Origin of the sequence: Parapedobacter sp. (genome assembly GCF_035556095.1) — a bacterium.
Classification (GTDB): Bacteria; Bacteroidota; Bacteroidia; order Sphingobacteriales; family Sphingobacteriaceae; genus Parapedobacter.
Map to the genome: position 1 here is coordinate 395,517 of NZ_DATMFT010000021.1, position 21,968 is coordinate 417,484.

Sequence of the window (21,968 nt, forward strand, 5' to 3'; positions counted from 1 at the left end):
ATCGGAAGGCCAGGCATGTGTCACACCGGAAAATAGACACTTCCGAAGAGCGAGGGCCGCTCTCCAGAAATGTCAAAACATCTACCGGAAGGATAGTTGCAATAACCGTACCGTTTTTATTTCGGCAATGTTTTTCCATGTAATACATTGTCTATCAGTAATTAACGGATTGGTTTGCCTGTCAGTGACCGATTCCAGTCTACTACGAAAAACATTGGTTGCCGCGGGGAACACAGCAGCGTGAGCGCGGCAACCGAACATATAACATCTATTGATAAACAATTTACGATTATAATCCCATAGCTAAATGGAAACATCTTCTACTTATCCGAAATTTTCTTTTTTGCGTTTTTTCTACACGCTCGTGCTCGTTCCGCTGTTGCTTGTTTCCCCGGGTTTGGTGGGGGATGTGATGGGGCAGGATCAAGTGAGGAAATACGCAAGCGACCAGAAATTTCACGGACAAGCATTGCTTGGCCTCTTACTTCCCGGAACCATTGATGGTGCGGGGAATGCAGTCGATCAGAATCCCAAGACACATTCTACGTTATCGGTTACTGCCGGAGTTCTCAATCAAATGTTGGCCACCCAATATTTGGATTTTGAGAAAACGGTTCCTGCGGGTACACCGGTTACGGTGAAATTAACACTCCCCGCATCTGCTCTAGGTTTGGTGGATAATTTCCGCATACAACCGTATACCAATTTGAATTATGGAGGCGGGGTTCTTGGCTTAGGTGACCATTGGCGGGCTGATGCTGCCGGAGCTGAATTTCAGGGGACGAATCTGCTGAATTTGTTATCCGGGAAAGGATCGGTTGAATTTACAATTACACCTACAGTCGCTTTTGAAGGCGTATGGATAGAAGTGGGGTCCGTTCTTGGCTTGGGTGTCAGCATGGATGTCTACCATGCCTATATTATGGAAGATGCTACTTTGCCTTGCGACGAGAAAGACGAGGCCATTGATGTTTTAACAGGTGTACGTGCCGGTACTATTGTTGGTGGAGTTGCCAATGCAACCGGATCGGTTACCGATCCCTGGGATATAATCGATGGTGATCCGGCTACCTATGGTTTGATGAGCACCGGTGTCGGCGTATTAAGTGAAGTGTTCCATACCACTATTTTCCAAACCGCTTCTCGGCCCAATCAAGTGGCCAAAGTGATTTTGCAAAACCCTGGTGGTGGCTTGTTGGATTTGGGCTTGTTGAACGGACTGGCGATTCAGCCCTATTTAGGGTCTACAGCCGTGGGTAGTCCGCTTAATAATTCGGCTTTGCTTTCGCTTCGCTTATTACCCGGGGCGAGTGACATCTTTGAACTAATTGTGCCCGTTGCAGGATCGTTTGACCGTATCGAAATTAAAATGGGTGGCGTAGCCGGCGTACTGAATGATTTACGCATATACGAAGTTAGTCGTTTACCTGAATTGCCTGTAGTGGGCGGACTAAATGCCGATGGAGTATTTTTGACTTGCATGGGCGCTCCTGCAGTCCTGAATGCTACAGCGCCAAACGGAAATACGATTAATTGGTATACTGTTCCTGAGGGCGGTACGGCGGTGACCGGCGCAACATTCACTACACCTCCAATTACAGGTCCCGTTACGTATTACGTATCTTCCCAGCCGGTTGGCTGTACCACGGAATCACCGCGGGTACCTGTGAATGTAAACGTGAACCCATTCCCGGTAATATCGTTGGAAGGACCATCGGTTTATTCCCTTCCAATCGGAAGCACCTTTAATTTACCCGCTGCGATTGCAGAGAATGAAGACGGAAGCAATGCTACCATTATATGGAAAGATCCTTCAGGTGGTACCATCAGCGGTTCGAGCATTACTTTGCCGAATACGATTGGAACGTATACCTATCGCGTCGAAGCAACAGGTAACGACGCTTCAGCTTGTACGAATTTCAAAACCATTACCATTACCACCTACGACCCCAATACTTGTCCGGAGGTTTATTTGAGACAGTATGCGACCAATGAAACGCATACCACCAGTAACCTGTTGGGTCTTGTTCAATTGGGTCAGGTGAATAATCCTGAAAGAGCACATGATGGAGGAATTAAATCTTATAGCGAACTAATCGAACCGGTTAACTTATTATCATTATTTGGTGAAACCACGCAAACCTTGTCTTGGGCTTCACCGGTTGCCGCAGGTACACCGGTAACCATTAAGCTGGCGAAAGACTATAGCGCGGCTTCGGTATTGGGCGGATTGTTCGTTGTGGGAGTAGATGCTGCCGGAAACGAAATAGGTCCACGCCTACAAGCTGCACCTCAAATTGCTGCGGCACTGAATGGGGTAAATGTCTTTGAATATACCTTTATCCCTGCCGATAGAGATGCCGTGGCGCAGCCTTATAAGGGTGTAAAAGTTATTCTTTCTGCGGTGCTTGATGTATTGCAAACGGCGCGGGTATACGATGCTTATTACCACAATACAGTCGATCAATTTGCTACTTGCCCCACCGATCCGGTACTGGATATATATGGTGGCTATGTATTGCCGATTGGCGGATTAAACGCGGCCACCGGCTTGTTGAATGTGGAGAATCCTGAATACGCAGTGGACGGCGATCCCACCCATTACGCAGAAATGATTAATGGGGTAGGTGCCCTCGCTTATAGTAAGTTGGACGTTACGTTTTCCAGCCCTGCTCTTTACGGGGACACCTTAAACATACGATTAGATAGACCAGGTGCTCCACTACTCGATTTAAGTGTGCTCAGTGGCATTAGAATACAACGATTCTTAGGCAATAAAGCCGTTGGTGAACCAATTTTGAACACTTCTACACTGCTTACACTTAATCTATTGGGCGGCGGAAGTAGCCAAGCTAATTTGACGCTGGTAGCCGACCAACCTTTCGACCGGGTACAGATTCTGTATGGAGGATTGGCGAGTGCGTTACAGAACTTACATGTATATGATATCCATGTAACAGCCAATACCTCGATAACCGGAGAGGACAAAGATGGGGATGGAAATAACTTGGGTACGATTGAAATCTGTGAGGGCGAGACGCTCACCCTGCCCGAAACAGATTGCGCTAAATTAGTATTATATACGGATGCCGCAGGGTCGACCCAAGTGAATCTGGATGATATCAAGGCTCTGACAGCTGGTACCTACACGTATTATATACAAGCACAGCGTTTTGGCTGCGATGTATTGGGCGAGAGGCGTCCGATTACGGTTGTGATCAACCCGTCTTCCGCTTCCTTGATTACCGGAATTGATGTAGCAGGTATTACTGATAATTGCGTAGACCCTGCGGGCAATGTGACCTTGACAGCACAGTTAAGCACGACTCCTGCTGATGTCACCTACCAGTGGTACAGTGATAATGCGGGTGCCCCGGTATTGATGGCGGGTGAGACGGCCAATGCGTTGACTCTATCTGCCGTTGCAGCAGGTACGCATACCTATTATGTAAGGATCACTGCTGATGGCTATTGCCCGGCGGCTCCTACTCCGGTTGCCTTCACGGTTAACCCTACTGCAACTGATCCTGATATCAATTTGAGCAGTACGATTTTCCAATGTATAGGCTTGGATGTCGTGTTGGCACCTACAAGCGCAACAGTAACCAATCCGATATTTAGGTGGTATACGGATGCTGCGAAAACAACACCAATATTGGATGGCGATAGCGATGGAGCTGTTACCTACGCTCTTGATGCCGCTACAGGTGTGTTGACCATTACAGGCTTAACCGATACGGATAGTCCTTATCAATATTACGTAACCGTTTCAGGAGATAACGCCTGCGAAAATGTGGTGGCAAAGGAAATTGAGGTAACCATCGGCGCTTCTTTGCCGCCGCCAACCTTTGTAGCAGCGGATATTACCTTATGTGGTCCCGGTGATGCAGTGTTTGAAGTGAATAACTCGGCCGGGGGATTAACGTATACGCTCTTTACGGATGCTACAGGATCAACAGTTGTTCCTGGAGCTGGAACTGCTTATACCATTTCCGGTACAACGATTACTATTGTGGGCGTTACGGGTGATGTAACGTATTATGTCGGGGCTTCAGGAGCCTGTGCGTCCGCGGACTTGGGTGAAATCAATATTACTGTCAATGATGTAGTACCTGCTGCCAATATTGATGTCAGTGGTACAGGTCCAATTTGTGCGGGTAGCTCAACGACTTTAACAGCGAGTTTAACTGGTGGTGTAAGTGTTACAAACCCGGTGTTTCATTGGTATAGCGATGCAGCCTTAACAAATAAGGTGCATACCGGTACAACATTCGATGTGGCGCCATTGACAACCACTGAGTATTATGTGACGGTATCTGGAGATGGGGTTTGTGAAAACTTAGCAGATCCCAAGATGGTGACGGTAATCGTTAATCCGGTTCCCCAAATTACCTTAAACGGTTCGGCTACGATTGGCGTATTTGTAGGCGATTCGTTTACCTTACCGGCCGTTACGGTTGATCCATCTGTGGGAACAACAGTGACCATTATGGAGACAACAGGAGGTGCGAATACCATTATAATTGATCCAACGTTACCGATTACTAAAGGTATAGGTACCTATACCTATTTGGTAACCGCTACCAATGGAACGTGTGAAAGCTCGGTGACCATTACGGTTTCCGTAGTGGACCCAGCGGAATGTCCGCCCGGCTTTAACCGGGTTTATAATGATGGTCAATCATTTGATACCAGCGTATTAGGGTCGATCAGTAATGAAACTGCAGCAGCTGATCAGGATCCGAGCACTTATTCGATACTGACCGAAGGAATCAACCTGCTGGGCCTACTGGGTGATAATTACCAAGACCTAGAGTGGACGGGTGATTTGATTCCTGCCGGAACGCCAGTAACCGTTAAATTAGGAAAGGACTTTAATTTGGTGGCTCTTGCGGGCGGTATCCGAGTGGTGGGCATTAACGCTGCCGACGGAGAAATCGGTACGCCAATACTAATTGATGGCAGCCTGGTGTCTGCATTAGGCGGAAACAATAATTTTGAATACACATTTACCCCGACACAAGATTACAAAGCGGTAAGGGTGTATGTAAATGGATTGGTATCCGTTGGACAAAATGCCCGTATTTACGGAGCCTATTACCATCAGGCAATTGATGCTGCCCATCCGGCGGTCTGTGAAGAAGAAGACGTCAGGGATGTAATTACTGGTATTGAGCCGGTATTGCTCGGTGGTTTGCTAGATGTGGCTACGACGTTGGTGAATGTCACCGCGCCTCAGAATGCAGTAGACAATGACCTTAATTCGTATACCACGTTGAAGAACGATGCAGGCGTGGACGCTTATGCCAAACTGGACATTGCTTTTGCAACCCCATCCTTAAATGGCGATACCTTGCAAATTATTGCTGGTATCCCGGGTACTGGCTTGCTAGATGCAACAGTGCTTGGAGGGATTCGTATCCAGCGATATTTAGGCAATGTGCCAGTAGGCGCACCGCTTGTGGGTACATCTACGCTATTGGAGGTCAATTTACTGCCAGGAAGCGCAGAACGCAACCTGATTATCTACGCACCTGTATCCGGTGCGTTCGATCGGATCAGAATACTTTATGGCGGTGTTGCAGACGTTGGGCTGTTAAGTGGTAAAGCGCTTCGTGTCTACGACGTGAGCCGCAAAGCCCCGACGAAAATCGTTGAAGATATTGATGGCGACTATAAAGTTACAATTTGTGAAGGAGGAACGATCTCATTCCCACCGGCAATGTGTAATACGACTTACCGAATCTACGATGCGATAGTTAGAGGGAATTTAATTGCGGAAGGACCTGATTTTGATGGAATCAGCTTACTTGACGGAGGAGTATATACACTTTATATCCAACCCGTACGGCAAGATTGTGAGTCCATGGACAGAACACCGTTCGAACTAACGGTTAATGCAGCGCCTGTGGCTCCCGTTGTCGAAGCGACCGAAGTATGCCAGACAGCGATAGCTGGAGATGTTGCTTACAATGTTACTGCCTTGGCGGGACATACATTGGTGTATTATGCTGACGCAACGACGACCACTGCGTTAACGGCAGTGCCGGTTGCGAACAGTGCGGTTGAGGGAACGACAACAGTTTATGTAAGTCAAATTAACAACACTACAGGTTGTGAAGGCGAGCGCGTGGCGGTAAGTATTACCGTTAAATCGGTACTTCCACCGGCATTGACAGTAATTGAACAAACGTTCTGCGAGATCGATATGGCTACAGTTGCCGACCTGAACACGGCCGGTGGAACGGGAGTTATCTGGTATGCTGCGGCTACTGGTGGATTGCCGCTTGACCCGGCCGCGGAACTGGTTGACGGCACGACCTACTACGCTGCCCAGGTTGTTGGCGGCTGCGAGAGCGTCACGCGCACGGAAGTCGACGTGATCATCACCGAAACGCCTGCACCTAACCTGACCGAACTCGAGCAGACCTTCTGCGAGATCGATATGGCTACGGTTGCCGACCTGAACACAAACGGTGGCACGGGCGTTATCTGGTACAGCGCTGCCACGGGTGGTACGCCGCTGTTGGATACCGACGCGCTTGCCGCGGGTGTTTACTACGCTGCCCAGGTTGCCGACGGTTGCGAGAGCGTTGACCGCATGGCGGTTACGGTGACCATCACCGAGACACCTGCACCTAACCTGACCGAACTCGAGCAGACCTTCTGCGAGATCGATAGGGCTACGGTTGCCGACCTGAACACGAACGGTGGCACGGGCGTTATCTGGTACAGCGCTGCCACGGGTGGTACGCCGCTGTTGGGTACCGACGCGCTTGCCGCGGGTGTTTACTACGCTGCCCAGGTTGCCGACGGTTGCGAAAGCGTTGACCGCACGGCGGTTACGGTAATCATCACTGAAACGCCGGCACCGACCATCGATAACAGAACACCCGAATTCTGCGAGACCGACAATATGACGCTTGCAGACCTAGCAGTTGCCGGTACGGATATTAAATGGTACGCTTCTGCGACGTCAATCGACGTACTGCCTGAAACAACCGTACTAGAAGATGGCGTAACCTATTATGCAACCCAAACGGGCGACAACTGTGAAAGTGCCGACCGCTTAGCCGTAACGCCGATTATCACGGATTGCAGCTCGCTGCTGTCCATCACGAAAACAGCCGATGCCGACCGTGCAACCGCAGGCGAATCCATCAGCTTTACGCTGACCATCACCAACGACGGCCCGGGCGCGATGCACAGCGGCGACGTCATCAAACTTGGCGAACGCCCGAGCACGGGATTGACCATCACGGGCTATGAAGTGACCAGTGGCAACGGCACCGCGAGTGGTACCGGCAATACCGCAACGGTAACTACCAACACCATGATACCGGTGGGCGGTACCATAACCCTTACCGTCACAGCCGATGTAGATGCAGATGCACCGGAAACGGTAGGTAATGGTATCGACGTATGGGGACCGGATAAAGATCCGGAAACCGATCCCAAGGACGACGACGACGATACGCCGCCGATCCCGGTCGATCGTGTCTCGAACCTGAGCATCACGAAAGTGGCTGATGACGCCCGCGTTAAGGCAGGCGAAAGCACCAGCTTTACGCTAACCGTCACCAACGACGGCCCTTCGGTCATCGAAGTGGGTGAGCATATTAGCCTCACGGAGCGTCCAGGTGAAGGGGTGACCATCACGGGCTACGAAGTAACCAGTGGTGCAGCTACTGTTGCCGGTGAAGGCAATGCGGCGGTGCTCACGACAACCGCTAAGATTGCTGTGGGCGGAACCATCGTGGTCAAAGTAACGGCCGACGTAGCTGCCGATGCGGGTGAGACCATCACCAACGGCATCGACGTGTGGGGTCCGGATAAAGATCCGGAAACCGATCCGAAAGATGACGAAGATGATACGCCACCGATACCGGTGGACCATGAGTCGGTATTAAGCATCACCAAGGTGGCTGACGACGACCGCGTGGTAGCCGGCGGAAGCACCAGCTTTACGTTGACCATTACCAATGACGGGCCAGCAGTGGTCGGCAGCGGCGAGGTAATTAGCCTCATGGAACGTCCAGGCACAGGCGTAACCATCACGGGTTATGAAGTGACTAGTGGTAACGGTACGGTCGATGGTAGTGGCAATGCCGCTACGTTGACCACCAGCGAGACCATTGCCGTGGGCGGAACGATTGTAGTAAGCGTGACAGCCGATATCGATGCGGATGCAGGCGAGACCATCACCAACGGTATCGACGTGTGGGGTCCGGATAAAGATCCGGAAACCGATCCCAAGGACGACGACGACGATACGCCGCCGATCCCGGTGGATCGCGAGTCTAACCTGAGCATCACGAAGGTGGCTGACCAAGCCCGCGTGAAGGCAGGCGAAAGCACCAGCTTCACGCTGACCATCACCAACGATGGGCCATCGGTCATCGAGGTAGGTAAGGATATTAACCTTACGGAACGTCCGGGCGAAGGGGTAACCATCACCGGCTACGAGGTCGCCAGCGGTGCGGCTACCGTGACGGGCAACAACAATACGGCGACGCTCACGACAACAGGGAAAATCGCCCTGGGTGGTACCATTGTGGTGAAAGTAACGGCTGACGTCGCGGCGAATGCGGGGGAGACCATCACCAATGGCATTACGGTTTGGGGACCGGATAAAGATCCGGAGACCGATCCGGAAGACGATGAAGACGATACACCTCCGATACCGGTAGATCATGACGCTACGTTGAGCATTACAAAAGTGGCTGACGAGGCACGCGTACGGGCAGGTGAGAGCACGAGCTTCACGCTGACCATCACCAACAACGGGCCGGCAGTGGTCGCCAGTGGTGAGGTCATCAGCCTCACCGAGCGTCCGGGCGCAGGTGTAACCATCACCGGGTACGAAGTAACCAGTGGCAACGGTACGGCAGAAGGCAGTGGCAACACGGCTACCGTAACCACCAGCGAAGCCGTCGCAGTAGGCGGCACCATCGTGGTGAAAGTAACGGCCGACGTGGCGGCGAATGCGGGTGAGACCATTACCAACGGCATCGACGTATGGGGTCCGGATAAAGATCCGGAAACCGATCCGAAGGATGACGAGGACGATACGCCACCGATTCCGGTGGATCATGTATCGGTGTTGAGTATCACGAAGGTGGCCGACGATGAACGCGTAATTGCGGGTGGTACCACCTCATTTACGGTGACGGTAACCAATAACGGGCCGGCAACCATTGCGGCGGGTGAAACCATCGCCGTGGAAGAACGTCCGAGCGACGGCCTAACCGTTACAGGCTACGAAGTAACGTCTGGCAATGCGACGGTGGGCGGAACCGGCAACAGTCCGCGGCTCACCACAACGGCAGCCATCAACGTAGGTGGTACGATTACGTTCACCGTCTCAGCCGATGTGACGGCACCGGCTGGGTCGACAATCGCTAACGGCATTGCCGTATGGGGTCCGGATAAAGACCCAGGTACCGACGATGAAGACGATGAGGCCGAAACCCCGGAAATCCCGGTTGACCGGCCGTACACCCTCAGTATTGAGAAGTTAGCGGACCAGTCGCTCGTAACGGCAGGTGAAGCTACGACGTTTACCATTACCGTGACTAATAATGGTCCGATGGATATTGAAGCTGGCGAAGCCATCGCCCTGCTTGAGCGCCCCGGAACAGGCGTTACCGTCACCGGATATGAGATTATTTCGGGCGCAGCAACCGTGAGCGGCTCGGGCAACGAAGCAACGCTGACGACGACAGGCGTGGTTGGCGTAGGGGCAACGATTTCCGTTCGCATCTCCGCGGATGTGTCGGTAACCGCTACGGGAACCATTACAAACGGTATCACCGTTTGGGGTCCCGACCGGAATCCTGATACTGACGATCCGGACGATGAGGACGACACCAATCCGATCCCGGTTGACGTGACGTTGCATATCCCGAACGTGTTCACCCCGAATGGTGATGGTTTGAACGACCGATTTGTTATCAAAAACCTATTGCAATACCAAGGCCGGGAGCTGACGGTGGTCAATAGGTGGGGTAACCAGGTGTACAAGAGCGACAATTATAACAACGATTGGGACGGTGGAAGTCTGGCCGAGGGAACCTACTACTACATCCTGCGCTACCGCAATGGAGGTGAGTGGAAAACGGCTAAGGGTCCTGTAGCAATTATCCGCGTAACCAACCGATGAACGGATAAGCCTGCCGGAGCGGCGTGCCCCGGCAGGCATTACCATTAGGAAGCAGAAATGATTACCCCCTCAATAAAGGAAAATTAAAATGAAAAAGATATTCTTTATCGTGCTGACTACCATATTCGCCGCACCAGCCGCAGGTCAACAGGTGGCACAGTACAGCCAGTACATGTTCAATGCGTTATACATCAACCCTGCCTATGCGGGGTACCGTGGGCCCATTAACCTACATACGTATTACCGTTCGCAGTGGACAGGAATGCCCGATGGTCCGCGTACGTTGGCATTATCGGCCGATATGCGTACGGCAAGTGATAACGTTGGGCTTGGATTTAACCTGATGAGTGACCGCGTGGGATTGGAAAAACGCATTTATGCATATGCAAACTACGCTTACCGCTTGCGGGTAGGATGGGATCCGGAAGATCGGCTGGCATTCGGAATTGGGATTGGTGTCATCCACTCGGCCTTCGACAACGCCGCGTGGAACCCAACTGATGCGGAGCCGATTAACCTCGAAAATTCGTTCCTGCCGGATGCGCGGTTCGGTATCCATTATTCAAACAATACTTTTTTTGCCGGTGTCGGGGTGGATAACCTTATTTCACAGTTCTTCTTCAACGAAGATGCCAGTTCGGCGAAGATGCCGCCAATAACTCAATATTACCTCAATGTAGGCGGAATCGTTCCGATGACCACAGATATGCTGTTTAAACCTTCGGTATTGGTGAAGAATGCCAATCATGCAGGAAATAGAGGATGGACGACCGACCTGAATGCAGCGGTCATCTTTGCCGAGCAATTCACATTCGGCGTATCATATCGTACAGCCCTGTCGAGTGGAAAGAAGTTGGCCAGCGACCTGTCCCGGCCCAATTCCGTTATTGCCTTAGCGGAATTTGTCGCTGGAGGGCAGTTCAGGATTGGCTATTCATTTGACTATGCATTGAGCAAGCTGCATAACCAAGTAGGAAGTACGCATGAGATATCACTAGGGTATACCATCAACAAAGGAACTCAGCGGGTGCGTACGCCGCGATACTTCTAATAGGGGAATTCATTTATTCTATGCTGATACGTACAAAACCATACCGACCCATGAAATTATTCTTCAACGATAAAGTTAACTTGATCCTGACGCTCTGCCTGCTAGCTGTGCTGCCATTACAGGCACAGTACTCGCTGCTTAAGTCGGCTGACCGTGAATTCGATGCATTTAATTTTATTAACGCCATCGAGCTATACCAGCGCGCTTATGAAGTGAAACCCGATATCCGTACGGCCACACGGCTAGCGGAATCCTATTACCACATCCGCAACTACCGAGAGGCGGAGACATGGTATGCCCGCTTGGCGAACCAAGATGAGGCGAAGATAGATCACATCCTCCAGTATGGTCACATCCTGCGTAATAACTCGAAATTCCGCGAAGCCAAAGCGCAGTACCAACGGGTGGCGTTGAAGGCCGAAGGCATTATCACCCGAGAGGAACTTGACGTATTGTATGCGTCATGCGACTCGGCTGTGGTGTGGCTGGAGAACCCGATAAAGGCAGTGGAAATCAAGAACCAAAAGAAATGGAATTCTGAGCAGGCTGAATTTGGTGCGACCAAAGGACCTGGGGGGGTGTACTTTGCATCCGATAGATCTGATGGCGCATCGCGCCCCGACGTGATTTATGGCTGGACCGGTAATCCTTACCTAGCTATGTATGTAGCCAATAACGAATCCGTTAGCAAGGTAGACGCGAAATGGAGCGACGGGGCCAATCACTTCGGGCCAGCAACGTTTTCGGCGGCAACGAATGAAGTTTATTTCGCAGTGACGCGTAACCTGACCCGCGACGAGAAACGCAAAGCCGGAAAGGATGTAACTGTAAATATCGAGATTTTCTCCAATTCCTTGGATGCGTCAAACTGGGGTGAGAATGCGATACCTTTCCGCTACAACAACATTACGCAATGGTCGGTCGGCGACCCGTTTTTGAGTGTTACCGGCGATACGTTGTATTTTACATCGGATATGGACGGCGGACTCGGTGGCACAGACATCTATTATGTGGTACGCCAGTCTGATGGTAGCTGGGGCGATGCCATCACCATGGGGCCTAACGTGAACACATCGGGTGATGAGCGTTTCCCCGGCATTGATGAACAGGGCGATTTCTATTTTTCTTCCAACGGTCACTTGGGTATGGGCGGATTGGATGTGTACAGGTTGGAACGGAAGGGCGGCACTGCCAAAGCGGTGAATCTGGGCTTTCCATTCAATTCGCCATATGATGATTTTTCCGTCCGTTTTGATAAGGAATTGGAAGGTTACGTGGCTTCCAACAGAAGCGGCGGCGCCGGTGCGGATGATATTTATTGGTTTAACCTGAATAAGATTATACAGATTGACCTGGAAGGTGGGGTGTATAACGCCAAGACCAAACTGCCGGTAACCGGTGCCAAAGTAACACTTTCACCTGCCGGCGACGAGGCTAATGCAGTGGTTGTAAGTTCGGGTACAGATGGTAAATTCAAGTTTAACCTGGCTGAGGATATGGATTATACCCTCACGGCGGAACAGACCGGTTTCCGGCCATTCACACCGTTGGCTTTCACGACATCGGGCATTGATTCAAGCACCACCCTGACGAAGGATATTTTCCTTGATCCGGTGGAGGAGAAAGAAGTGGTGGTGCTACGCAATATCTATTTTGATTTTGATAGAGCAGATATCCGGCCGGATGCGGCATTGGAGCTCGATAAGATTGCTGCATTCTTGAACAGCGATCCCAGTGTGCGGATTGAGTTGAGTGCACATGCTGATTCGCGGGGTACACATGCATACAACATGAAGCTCACACAACGCCGGGCGGACTCGTCCGTTGCGTACTTGGTGAGTAAGGGAATTGCTGCCGATCGGTTGGTGGCTAAGGGGTATGGATTTACGAAGCTCGCCAACCATTGTGCTAAAGGAGTGGAATGTACCGAAGAAGAGCATCAATGGAACCGGCGGGTGGAGTTTTTCGTAATTGGAAGTGGCGATTGATTTTCTTCTACGTATTTTTTTCGCCCATTCTTTTCCTTTTGTTCTGCCTTTGTTCTGCCGTAATGCATGCCGGACGCATGCTGTATGCGGGCTGTATGTTGCTTTTTCACGCATACGGCCCGTATCCACGCCGCATACCGCATGGGAGATGGAAGGAGAGAGGGGGGAGTTAGCAGGTAGCCAAACTGGGGTTAACGGTATCTATCAACGACCCAACTGCCAAAATCGAAGTATTTCAATAGTTGCATTTCGCGTTTTTCCGCTTTTACCGCGAGTAGTTTTCCCACAATCTTTTTTTTGGTCGTTTCTTTCCATACATTGCCCCGGCGTTTGGGATCTGATGCGATGGTGTTGAATACCAATTTCTCCGTTTTGTAGGACTTCCCGAATTTACCGAAGGCCCGTTTATAAGAACGTATTTCGTAGTCAAGGTATTCCAACTCATCCTGCTCATAGCTAATCAGAATGTGCAATAGTCGGGCTGCTCGGAATACTGGAAGCTGCGTATGCTGCTTTTCTACGGTGAAAATCTGATTGATACATTTGTTGGCCTTGTTCCATTGCCGGGCATGAAAATAACTAAGCCCCTTGAAATAATCATATTCCAATTGTTTTTCATGCCCTTCAATTGCCGGTGCAGTCTGCTGTTCACCACGATGCCCATCCAACAACTGTAAAGCCTCCGGGATGTCTGCTGTGCCGAGGAGCATGTTCAAGCGATATACCTTCGCGGTGAGCATCGCCAGATTACTGAAATGATCGGGGTATGAGCGGTTGGCAAGGGATGCTGCCTTATCGATAAATGAGGCCATCTCCCGGTAATAGCCAATACTCCGCAGGCTGTCTAGAATGCCGTCCAATGCCGACAGGTAATCGTAAGGAGGGTAGTCCCACATGAGTTCGTTGGATTCGATGAGTTTGTTGAGCTCGTTGAAAATCCGTAACGCCGCTCGATACTCACCCGTGTGGATGAAGAAGAACGATTGAAATAACAGATGGAGTTTTTGTGGTTCGAATTGATGCTGGCTACCTCGCGTGGTCAAGCTAAGTTCGCTCAAGATGAGGTCGTTGATTTTCTTGTCGCTCTTTCCATTAATGGCCAGTGCCCCTTTCGTCAGGCGGTGGCTTAGCAATTCGTACAGCGAATAATGTTCATGCAACTGCCGAAGCGATTGCAACGTATGTTTGGCTTTCATCTGCTTATCTACCAACTGCTGTTCATTGGTCATCGGAAAGCCTACATCCGCCAGTGCGGTGAGTTCCATCCGCGAAACTTGGTAGGCAACTGCATGGTTTTGGCTTGCGGAAGCCAACTTGAACGCCTTCTTGAGGGCTTTCTGCGCCCTGTTGGGCATGGAGCGCTCAAAGCACAATCGTGCCTTCATTAAATAGTGGTGCTGTGCATACCAAGTATCCTGATCAATGCGTATTTGTACGAGTACATCGGTGAGCACTTTATACAAATAGTTCGCAGTATTGTCAAAAGACTTGGAAGGGTAAGCGTCGCGAAATTGCTGCTCCCAGGATTTTCCGTTACCATTGTGGGCGACAGCCAGCTCATATAACAATAGGTAGTCTTTTGGGCCTTTGAGCTTCGTGCAATGCAGCTGGAAATGTTTTTTTTCGGCAGCGGAAAGCGACAAGATGAGTTTCTCTAATTCGAATATGAGCATGTTTTTGCGTTGTTCGGTATTCGATGCTTGATGACCGGAGTCCTGTCAAGTCCATCATTATGTGAGCCACTCGGGACCGTTAGAATGATTTTACAAGCAATTGTTATTGATATAATTTTTGATTATAATATGTTGATTATCAAATATAATATTAATTTTTCGAATTAATATAACATATTTATAATTCATAAAATTATAAAAAAATGGTTAATTTCTAAAAGATTTCACTAATACTTTTGTTATCGTAATAGGCCAGTTAATAGTTTTTGTAACCAGTTATATGAGTAAAAAAATCATCGTAGTAGGAAGTATGAACATGGATATGGTGGTGAAGACCAGCCATATTCCCCAACCGGGCGAGACGGTATTGGGTGGGTCATTTTTTATGAACCCCGGAGGGAAAGGGGCCAACCAAGCCGTCGCGGTGGCGCGGCTAGGAGGGGACGTCGCATTTGTGGGAAAGATAGGCGACGATATTTTTGGAAAACAATCGGCTCAGCTCTTCGATGAAGAGGGAGTAGACACGAACGGTATATTATCCGACCACGATAGTCCATCGGGCATTGCGCTTATTACGGTCGATGAGCAAGGCGAAAACAGCATTGTGGTAGCGCCGGGAGCCAATGCGCACCTCGAACCCGCAGACGTGGAACGCGTGTTGGAAAAATATCCGGACAGTAAGCTATTATTGATGCAACTGGAAGTCCCGATGCGCACCGTGGAATTTGCTGCACAGCACGCCCGCAAGAAAGGTATGCAGGTCATCTTAAACCCAGCTCCGGCAAATGCACTTGTACCCAGTGTATTCCATTTAGTGGATATCCTGACGCCAAACGTGAACGAAGCCGAAATGTTATCGGGCGTACGCATTACAGACATTCCGAGTGCCCGTCAAGCGGCCGAAAGCATACGTGAACGAGGAGTGAAGCATGTGATTGTGACGTTGGGTAAAGATGGCGCCGCATTGTTGGAGGGAGGTGTGTTTTATCATATTCCGGCCCCCGTAGTGGAAACGGTGGATACCACGGCGGCCGGTGACGTATTCAATGGCGCATTGGCGGTAGCGTTGGCTGAAGGCAAAGGGTTGACGGATGCGACATCCTTTGCGTGCCGCGCGGCATCGATCGCAGTTACCAAAATGGGCGCACAGTCATCGATACCATTTCGTAATGAGGTGTTATTGAGTAGTATGAAATAATAGTTAGTTAGAACCGATTTTAAGACTATTGAATTATGTTTATTGTAGAAAGCTATGGGTTAGCAATCCTGTTTTGCATCATTACGATGCTGTGCTGGGGCTCGTGGGCCAACACCCAGAAATTGGTGCAGCGTGAATGGCGTTTTGAGCTGTTTTACTGGGATTACGTATGGGGAATCTTTTTCTTGGCACTTGTCGGGGCATTTACTTTGGGCAGTATGGGCGACTCAGGTCGGTCATTTCTGGTCGACATCAGCCAAGCTGATGGAGGGAATATACGCAGTGCTTTGATTGGCGGCGTGGTGTTCAATTTAGCGAACATCCTGTTGACGGCTGCCATTGCAGGTGCCGGCATGGCAGTGGCCTTCCCTGTTGGCATTGGATTGGCGTTGGTCATCGGCGTGCTGATCAACTACCTCATGCTCAGTAAAGGCGACCCCGTCTTGCTTTTCCTGGGCGTGGCACTAGTTACACTGGCCATCATCCTCAATGCTATAGCATATGGAAAACAGGCAGGCAGCACAGGCAAAAAGGGCGTTGGTAAATGGATCGCAGTGTCTGTCATAGCCGGTATCCTGATGTCTACCTTCTACCCCTTTATTGCAGCCGGTATGGATCTTGAAAACTTCGTAAACCCCGCAGCCGGCAAAATGACACCTTACACTGCATTTGTGGTGTTTGCCGCGGGTATTGTGGTGAGTAATCTGGTGTTCAATACCGTTTTAATGCGTAGGCCACTTGAAGGAGCGCCCATCAACTACCGCGAATACTTCCGTGGTCGGTTCACTATCCATCTGGTAGGTATCCTCGGTGGAGGCGTTTGGGGCTTGGGTAATCTGTTCAACCTCATTGCCGCCGGCAAGGCTGGTCCTGCCATTTCGTATGGGCTGGGACAAGGTGCTACCTTGGTTGCCGCACTGTGGGGCGTATTGATCTGGAAAGAATTTAAAGGGGGGACGAAATCCGTAAATGCACTTGTGGCTGCCATGTTCGTGCTATTTGTAGTAGGACTGGGGTTGGTAATTGCGGCGGGAGAATAAACTAAATGTATAAGAATCTTAAGTGGATATTTATGAGCAAACAGCTAATATTAAAAAGCTTTTGGATGATCTGTTTAGCGGCAACTAATTTGCTAGCTTTTTCACAAACTACCATAAGCATACAGGGTAGAGTTGCGGCGAGCGGTTCGGAGCTACCGCTGGAGGGAGCTACGGTGAGTGTTCAAGGCGGGGGCGGCAGTGTTACAACGGACGAAGATGGCGAGTTTACTATATCAGTTGATAATCGAGGGGTTACGTTAGTGGCGACCTACGTTGGCTATCAACGGCAGGAGGTTGTCCTGAATGGCCAAACATATATCAACTTTCTGTTGCAGCCGGATGATTCCTCACTTGAAGAGGTGGTGGTTGTGGCTTACGGAACTCAGAAAAAAGAGACCGTGACAGGTGCAATTGCGTCTATTCAAACAAAGGAAATAAAACAGAGCCCAGCGGCTAATTTGGCGGTAAGTCTTGCTGGGCGGCTACCGGGATTGACGGCCATTCAACGAAGTGGGCAGCCTGGTCGGGATATTACCCAGCTATTTATCAGGGGTCAAGGAACCGTGAATGCGCAGAGCCCTATCGTACTCGTAGATGGTATAGAGCGGGACTTAACCTACATTGACCCCAATGAGGTGGAGTCTGTGACGATTTTAAAAGATGCGTCGTCTACGGCAATATTTGGTGTTCGGGGGGCAAACGGAGTAATATTGGTGACTACAAAGAGAGGTACTTCGGAAACGCCGGAAATTAATTTTACCACCGAAGTAGGGGCCCAAGACTTTCCGCGGTTTATTACACCTGTAAACGCGTATGATTATGCAATGTTGAGAAATCTTGCATTATCAAATGATGGGTTGCCCGAGGAATACTCGGCTGAGGCGCTTGAATTATATAAAAGTCAGGAAGATCCGCTCCGTTATGCAAATACAGATTGGAGGGATATTCTTATAAAGGACTTCTCTACGCAGCAACGCTACAACCTTAACGTATCTGGCGTCGGAAAGACATTTAAGTATTTTGTAAATGCCGGTTACCTTAACCAAGGTGGGCAGTTTAATACCGAACAGGATTTGAATTATGATCCAAGCTTCAAACTTGATCGATATAATTTCAGATCGAATATCGATATTAAGCTTAATAAGAACTTAAATGCATTTCTGAATGTAGCCGGTTATCTCGAACAGCGAAATAGCCCATACGCGTTGGGAGGGGATAATCCAACGGATTGGATCATCTACTTCATGAATCGGATGCCCGCAGCGGTGCCTGGGCCACTAACACCTGAAGGTGAAGTGATTACATTTGGAGATATCGATCACCCCGCATACGGTTTAGTGAATCGATCTGGCTATACGCAGCAAAAGAGAAGTAATGTGCTTGCGACTTACGGGATGGAGCAAAAGCTTGATTTCATAACCGAAGGGCTATCGGCAAGGGCGGTGGTCTCTTTTGATGCACGAACGGTCAACAATTTGGAGGCGGTACGTGACTATGAGAAATATATTCAGATTATCAATCCGAATCTGCAAGGAAGTGACGGCAAAGATAGCGTATACTACAGGCCGTATAACAACGACCAGAACACACCGCTTGCTATCGGCGGAGGCCGGGGGTTTACAACCTTATCAAATGTTCAGGGGTTCTTAAACTATGCGAGGCGCTTCGACAAGCATAATGTCACCGGCATGATGCTGTATCAACAACAAAGTAATGTGATCGACAATCAACTGCCATTTAAGCTTATGGGGGTGGCTTCACGGTTAACCTACGGCTATGATTCACGGTACTTCATGGAATTTAACGCCGGTTATAACGGTTCCGAGCAGTTTGCCGAGGGGCATAGGTTCGGTTTTTTTCCGGCGGTATCCGCGAGTTGGCTGATATCAAATGAGCGTTTCCTTAACGGAGTGAACGCTATTAACCTGCTGAAGCTACGGGGTTCGTATGGCGAGGTAGGTAATGATAGGATTGGTAGTCGGAGGTTTTTATATATTGATGACATTCAGGTTGTTGGTGGGGGGCTTTCCGGGAGTTTAGGGAACGGGCAAACCATCAATTATAATCTTTTGAAGAATATCGATTTACAATGGGAAGTGGCAAAAAAGTATAATGTGGGTTTCGAGGTAGGATTATTCAACGAGTTCAACTTGAGTGCAGATGTGTTTTTCGAAAAGCGCGACAACATTCTGCGTAACAGGGGAGTCATTCCCGAGTTAAATGGTTTGCCATCAGGTGTGTTGCCGCCGGTTAATATCGGCGTGGTAGAAAATAAAGGATACGAAATAGAACTGGATTATCGCAAATCCTTTACTTCCGACCTTTCGATTTTGGCACGTGTAAACCTGAATTACGCAACAAATAGACAAGTCTATGCCGATGAACCGGTCCTTCCGGCCGACTACGCATATAGGTATCGGGAAACCAACCAGCGAATAGGCCAACATTTCGGCTACATCGTTGACGGATATTTCCGGGACCAGGAAGAAATCAACAATTCACCAGAGCAGCATGTAGGCGGGCATGAATCACGGCCCGGAGATTTCAAGTATCGAGATTTAAATGGAGACGACATCATCAATGAACGGGATATTGCTCCTATCGGTTATTCCACGATTCCGGAGTATCAATTTGGGTTGGCTTTCAATATCACGTACAAGGGTGTTGATTTCAGCGCGCTTTTTCAAGGCATTTCCAACGTGTCAAATTATTACAGTGACCAAGGGGTTTTTGCCACTCAAAATTTCATAACGAGACACAAGCAGAGTTGGACGGAGGATCGCGCTGCGAATGGTGCACAAATTAGGTATCCGAGGATTTCGACACAGGCAGACCCCAACGAAAGGCCCAATACGTTTTTCATTTTGGATGCAAGTTACATTCGTCTGAAAAATATGGAAATCGGTTATTCCCTTCCTTCGAATTGGTCGGATCGAATTGGCGCCAAACGCCTAAGGATATATGCGAATGGGCTCAATCTTATCACTTGGGACAGGCTCCCGACCAAAGAATTCGACCCTGAGCTTACCAACAGCAGGGATTATCCGATTACTAGGCTTTATAATTTCGGCGTAAACTTCACATTTTAAATATGTTATAAACAAGGATGGTGATGAAAAAGTTTATTATTAAATACATTGCATTGGCCGTATTGATTTTTTCGGGGTGTGCCAAGAATTACCTCGATATTACACCGGACGGCCGAACCACATTGGAAGATATATTCCAAGACGAGAAGCGAACAGAAGCTTATTTGAATAGAGTTTATGGATATATACCGAGCTATTTTTGGAAATACGGTTTCTTTGACTTTCTAGCCCCGTTTTCTGACGAAGCTTATGCTTATTCGGGTGCTGTAATGTCTTGGTCTTCAGGGAGCTTGAATCCTGGTGGAAGTGCGCTGCATACTACGCAAGAGCGGGGGAAAGGCGTCTATCATTATGGAACCTTTTGGGCGGGTATCCGAGACGCTAATGTGTTTTTAAGCCAGGTTCAAACCGCAAATATTCCTAGTGCTACAAACCGCGTGCGATTCCGAGGTGAGGCCCAGCTTTTACGCGCATTCTATTTTTGGGAATTGATCAAAGAGTATGGGGCAATGCCAGTTGTAACGGCCCCATTTACGAATGATTTTGATTACACGACACTTACGCGCCCGACTTTCCAAGCGTGTATCGATTTTATTGTGAAGGAGTGTGATGAAGTCATTGCAAATGATGCTATGCCTATGCGGATTACCACCGAAGCTGAACGTGGGCGTGTAACCAAAGCAATGGCTTACGCGGTGAAGTCGCAAGCACTATTATTTAACGCAAGCCCGCTTTGGAACCCGGGAAACGACCGGGCAAAATGGGAAGCTGCTAGTTTAGCTAGTCAGCATGCTATTGAAATCCTCACCACACAAGGATATGCGCTGGCAGAAAATTACGGGGATTATTTCTTGAGTAAAACGGATATTAGTTCTTCACCACGAGATAGGGAGACTATTTATGAAGTGCATGAGGGTCAGATCGACCCCGTTTTCAGCATCATTAATAGTATACCCAGTAAACCGGGAATGTTCAAGGTAGGGGCTACCCCGACGCAAGAATTGGTAGACAGCTACGACATGCAGGGTACCGGTGAACCAGCGATTTTAGGATATACGGATGAAAACCATACACAGCCCATTATCAATACAGATTCAGGGTATGATCCTGCAAACCCCTATGCCGGCAGAGACCCGCGCTTCTACGCTACGGTATGGCATAACGGGGCCGCCTACGATAATATTGGAGGAGAAATCCATATCATGGAAACCTATGTGGGGGGTGCGGACCAATTATTGAAAGCACCCATCGGCTGGGCCTTTACTAGAACAGGGTACTACCTCAGAAAATTCATTGACCCGCGGTTACAGTCGGGTCAACCGGAAGATACTCGGTGGAAAAAGTATCGACTGGCTGAACTATACCTCAATCTTGCGGAAGCGGAGAATGAAGCAAATGGGCCAACTGAAATAGCTAGGCAGGCTATCAATACTGTTCGAGGCCGAGTGAATATGCCTGAATTACCTACAAATCTTACCAAAGAAGAATTCAGAGAAAGGGTACGAAGGGAAAGGCGGGTCGAACTGGCATTTGAAGAACATCGTTTTTGGGACGTACGGAGATGGAAAATACTTGACCAAACCGATAAACTTGTCACGGGGATGGAAATAACGAAACACGCTGATGATTCGTTCACGTACTCGAGGTTCGTTACCGAACAAAGAAATGCATGGAGTGAGAAATTCCTCATTATGCCGATTCCAATCAAGGAAACTTCTATCATACCGGATTTCGATCTCAATCAGAACCCGGGGTGGTAATAAAAAT

General features: G+C 49.3%; 8 protein-coding genes. 7 read left to right on the top strand and 1 reads right to left on the bottom strand.

Annotation, left to right across the window (positions count from 1 at the left end; translation table 11 throughout):
* Positions 1-307: 307 nt before the first annotated feature.
* The 3 genes from VNQ80_RS12165 (at position 308) to VNQ80_RS12175 (ending at position 13,201) form a co-directional block, all read left to right on the top strand.
* A complete protein-coding gene (locus VNQ80_RS12165; protein WP_325638930.1) occupies positions 308-10,162 on the top strand; it encodes a gliding motility-associated C-terminal domain-containing protein in 9,855 nt (3,284 codons plus the stop codon).
* Positions 10,163-10,250: 88 nt separating this feature from the next.
* Positions 10,251-11,213, top strand: coding sequence for a PorP/SprF family type IX secretion system membrane protein (locus VNQ80_RS12170; RefSeq protein ID WP_325638932.1), 963 nt, complete (start codon positions 10,251-10,253; stop codon positions 11,211-11,213).
* A 50-nt stretch (positions 11,214-11,263) separates the two neighbouring features.
* Entirely contained in the window at positions 11,264-13,201 is a 1,938-nt protein-coding gene (locus tag VNQ80_RS12175; protein WP_325638934.1) for an OmpA family protein, read from the top strand.
* Positions 13,202-13,392: 191 nt separating this feature from the next.
* Here VNQ80_RS12175 and VNQ80_RS12180 read toward each other — a convergent pair whose 3' ends face one another.
* Positions 13,393-14,874 (bottom strand): hypothetical protein, encoded by a 1,482-nt coding sequence (locus VNQ80_RS12180; protein WP_325638937.1) that lies wholly within the window; start codon positions 14,872-14,874, stop codon positions 13,393-13,395.
* Positions 14,875-15,154: 280 nt separating this feature from the next.
* Between VNQ80_RS12180 and rbsK the strand changes: the two genes are divergently transcribed.
* From rbsK to VNQ80_RS12200, 4 genes are read left to right on the top strand one after another with little or no spacing between them, the layout of a single operon-like run.
* Entirely contained in the window at positions 15,155-16,072 is a 918-nt protein-coding gene (gene rbsK, locus VNQ80_RS12185; RefSeq protein WP_325638939.1) for a ribokinase, read from the top strand.
* A gap of 35 nt (positions 16,073-16,107) precedes the next feature.
* The gene (locus tag VNQ80_RS12190) at positions 16,108-17,112 is read left to right on the top strand and encodes a GRP family sugar transporter (RefSeq protein ID WP_325638941.1); all 1,005 of its coding nucleotides are present in this window, start codon (positions 16,108-16,110) and stop codon (positions 17,110-17,112) included.
* Positions 17,113-17,144: 32 nt separating this feature from the next.
* Positions 17,145-20,201: a TonB-dependent receptor gene (locus VNQ80_RS12195; RefSeq protein WP_325638943.1), complete on the top strand. Its 3,057-nt coding sequence runs from the start codon at positions 17,145-17,147 to the stop codon at positions 20,199-20,201.
* Positions 20,202-20,224: 23 nt separating this feature from the next.
* The gene (locus tag VNQ80_RS12200) at positions 20,225-21,961 is read left to right on the top strand and encodes a RagB/SusD family nutrient uptake outer membrane protein (protein WP_325638945.1); all 1,737 of its coding nucleotides are present in this window, start codon (positions 20,225-20,227) and stop codon (positions 21,959-21,961) included.
* The last annotated feature ends 7 nt before the right edge of the window (positions 21,962-21,968 follow it).

Bases quoted from the DNA above. Each gene is read 5' to 3' on its own strand.
- VNQ80_RS12170 (WP_325638932.1), top strand. From the start codon at position 10,251: ATGAAAAAGATATTCTTTATCGTGCTGACTACCATATTCGCCGCACCA.
- VNQ80_RS12200 (WP_325638945.1), top strand. From the start codon at position 20,225: ATGAAAAAGTTTATTATTAAATACATTGCATTGGCCGTATTGATTTTT.
- VNQ80_RS12175 (WP_325638934.1), top strand. From the start codon at position 11,264: ATGAAATTATTCTTCAACGATAAAGTTAACTTGATCCTGACGCTCTGC.
- rbsK (WP_325638939.1), top strand. From the start codon at position 15,155: ATGAGTAAAAAAATCATCGTAGTAGGAAGTATGAACATGGATATGGTG.
- VNQ80_RS12195 (WP_325638943.1), top strand. From the start codon at position 17,145: ATGAGCAAACAGCTAATATTAAAAAGCTTTTGGATGATCTGTTTAGCG.
- VNQ80_RS12165 (WP_325638930.1), top strand. From the start codon at position 308: ATGGAAACATCTTCTACTTATCCGAAATTTTCTTTTTTGCGTTTTTTC.
- VNQ80_RS12190 (WP_325638941.1), top strand. From the start codon at position 16,108: ATGTTTATTGTAGAAAGCTATGGGTTAGCAATCCTGTTTTGCATCATT.
- VNQ80_RS12180 (WP_325638937.1), bottom strand. From the start codon at position 14,874: ATGCTCATATTCGAATTAGAGAAACTCATCTTGTCGCTTTCCGCTGCC.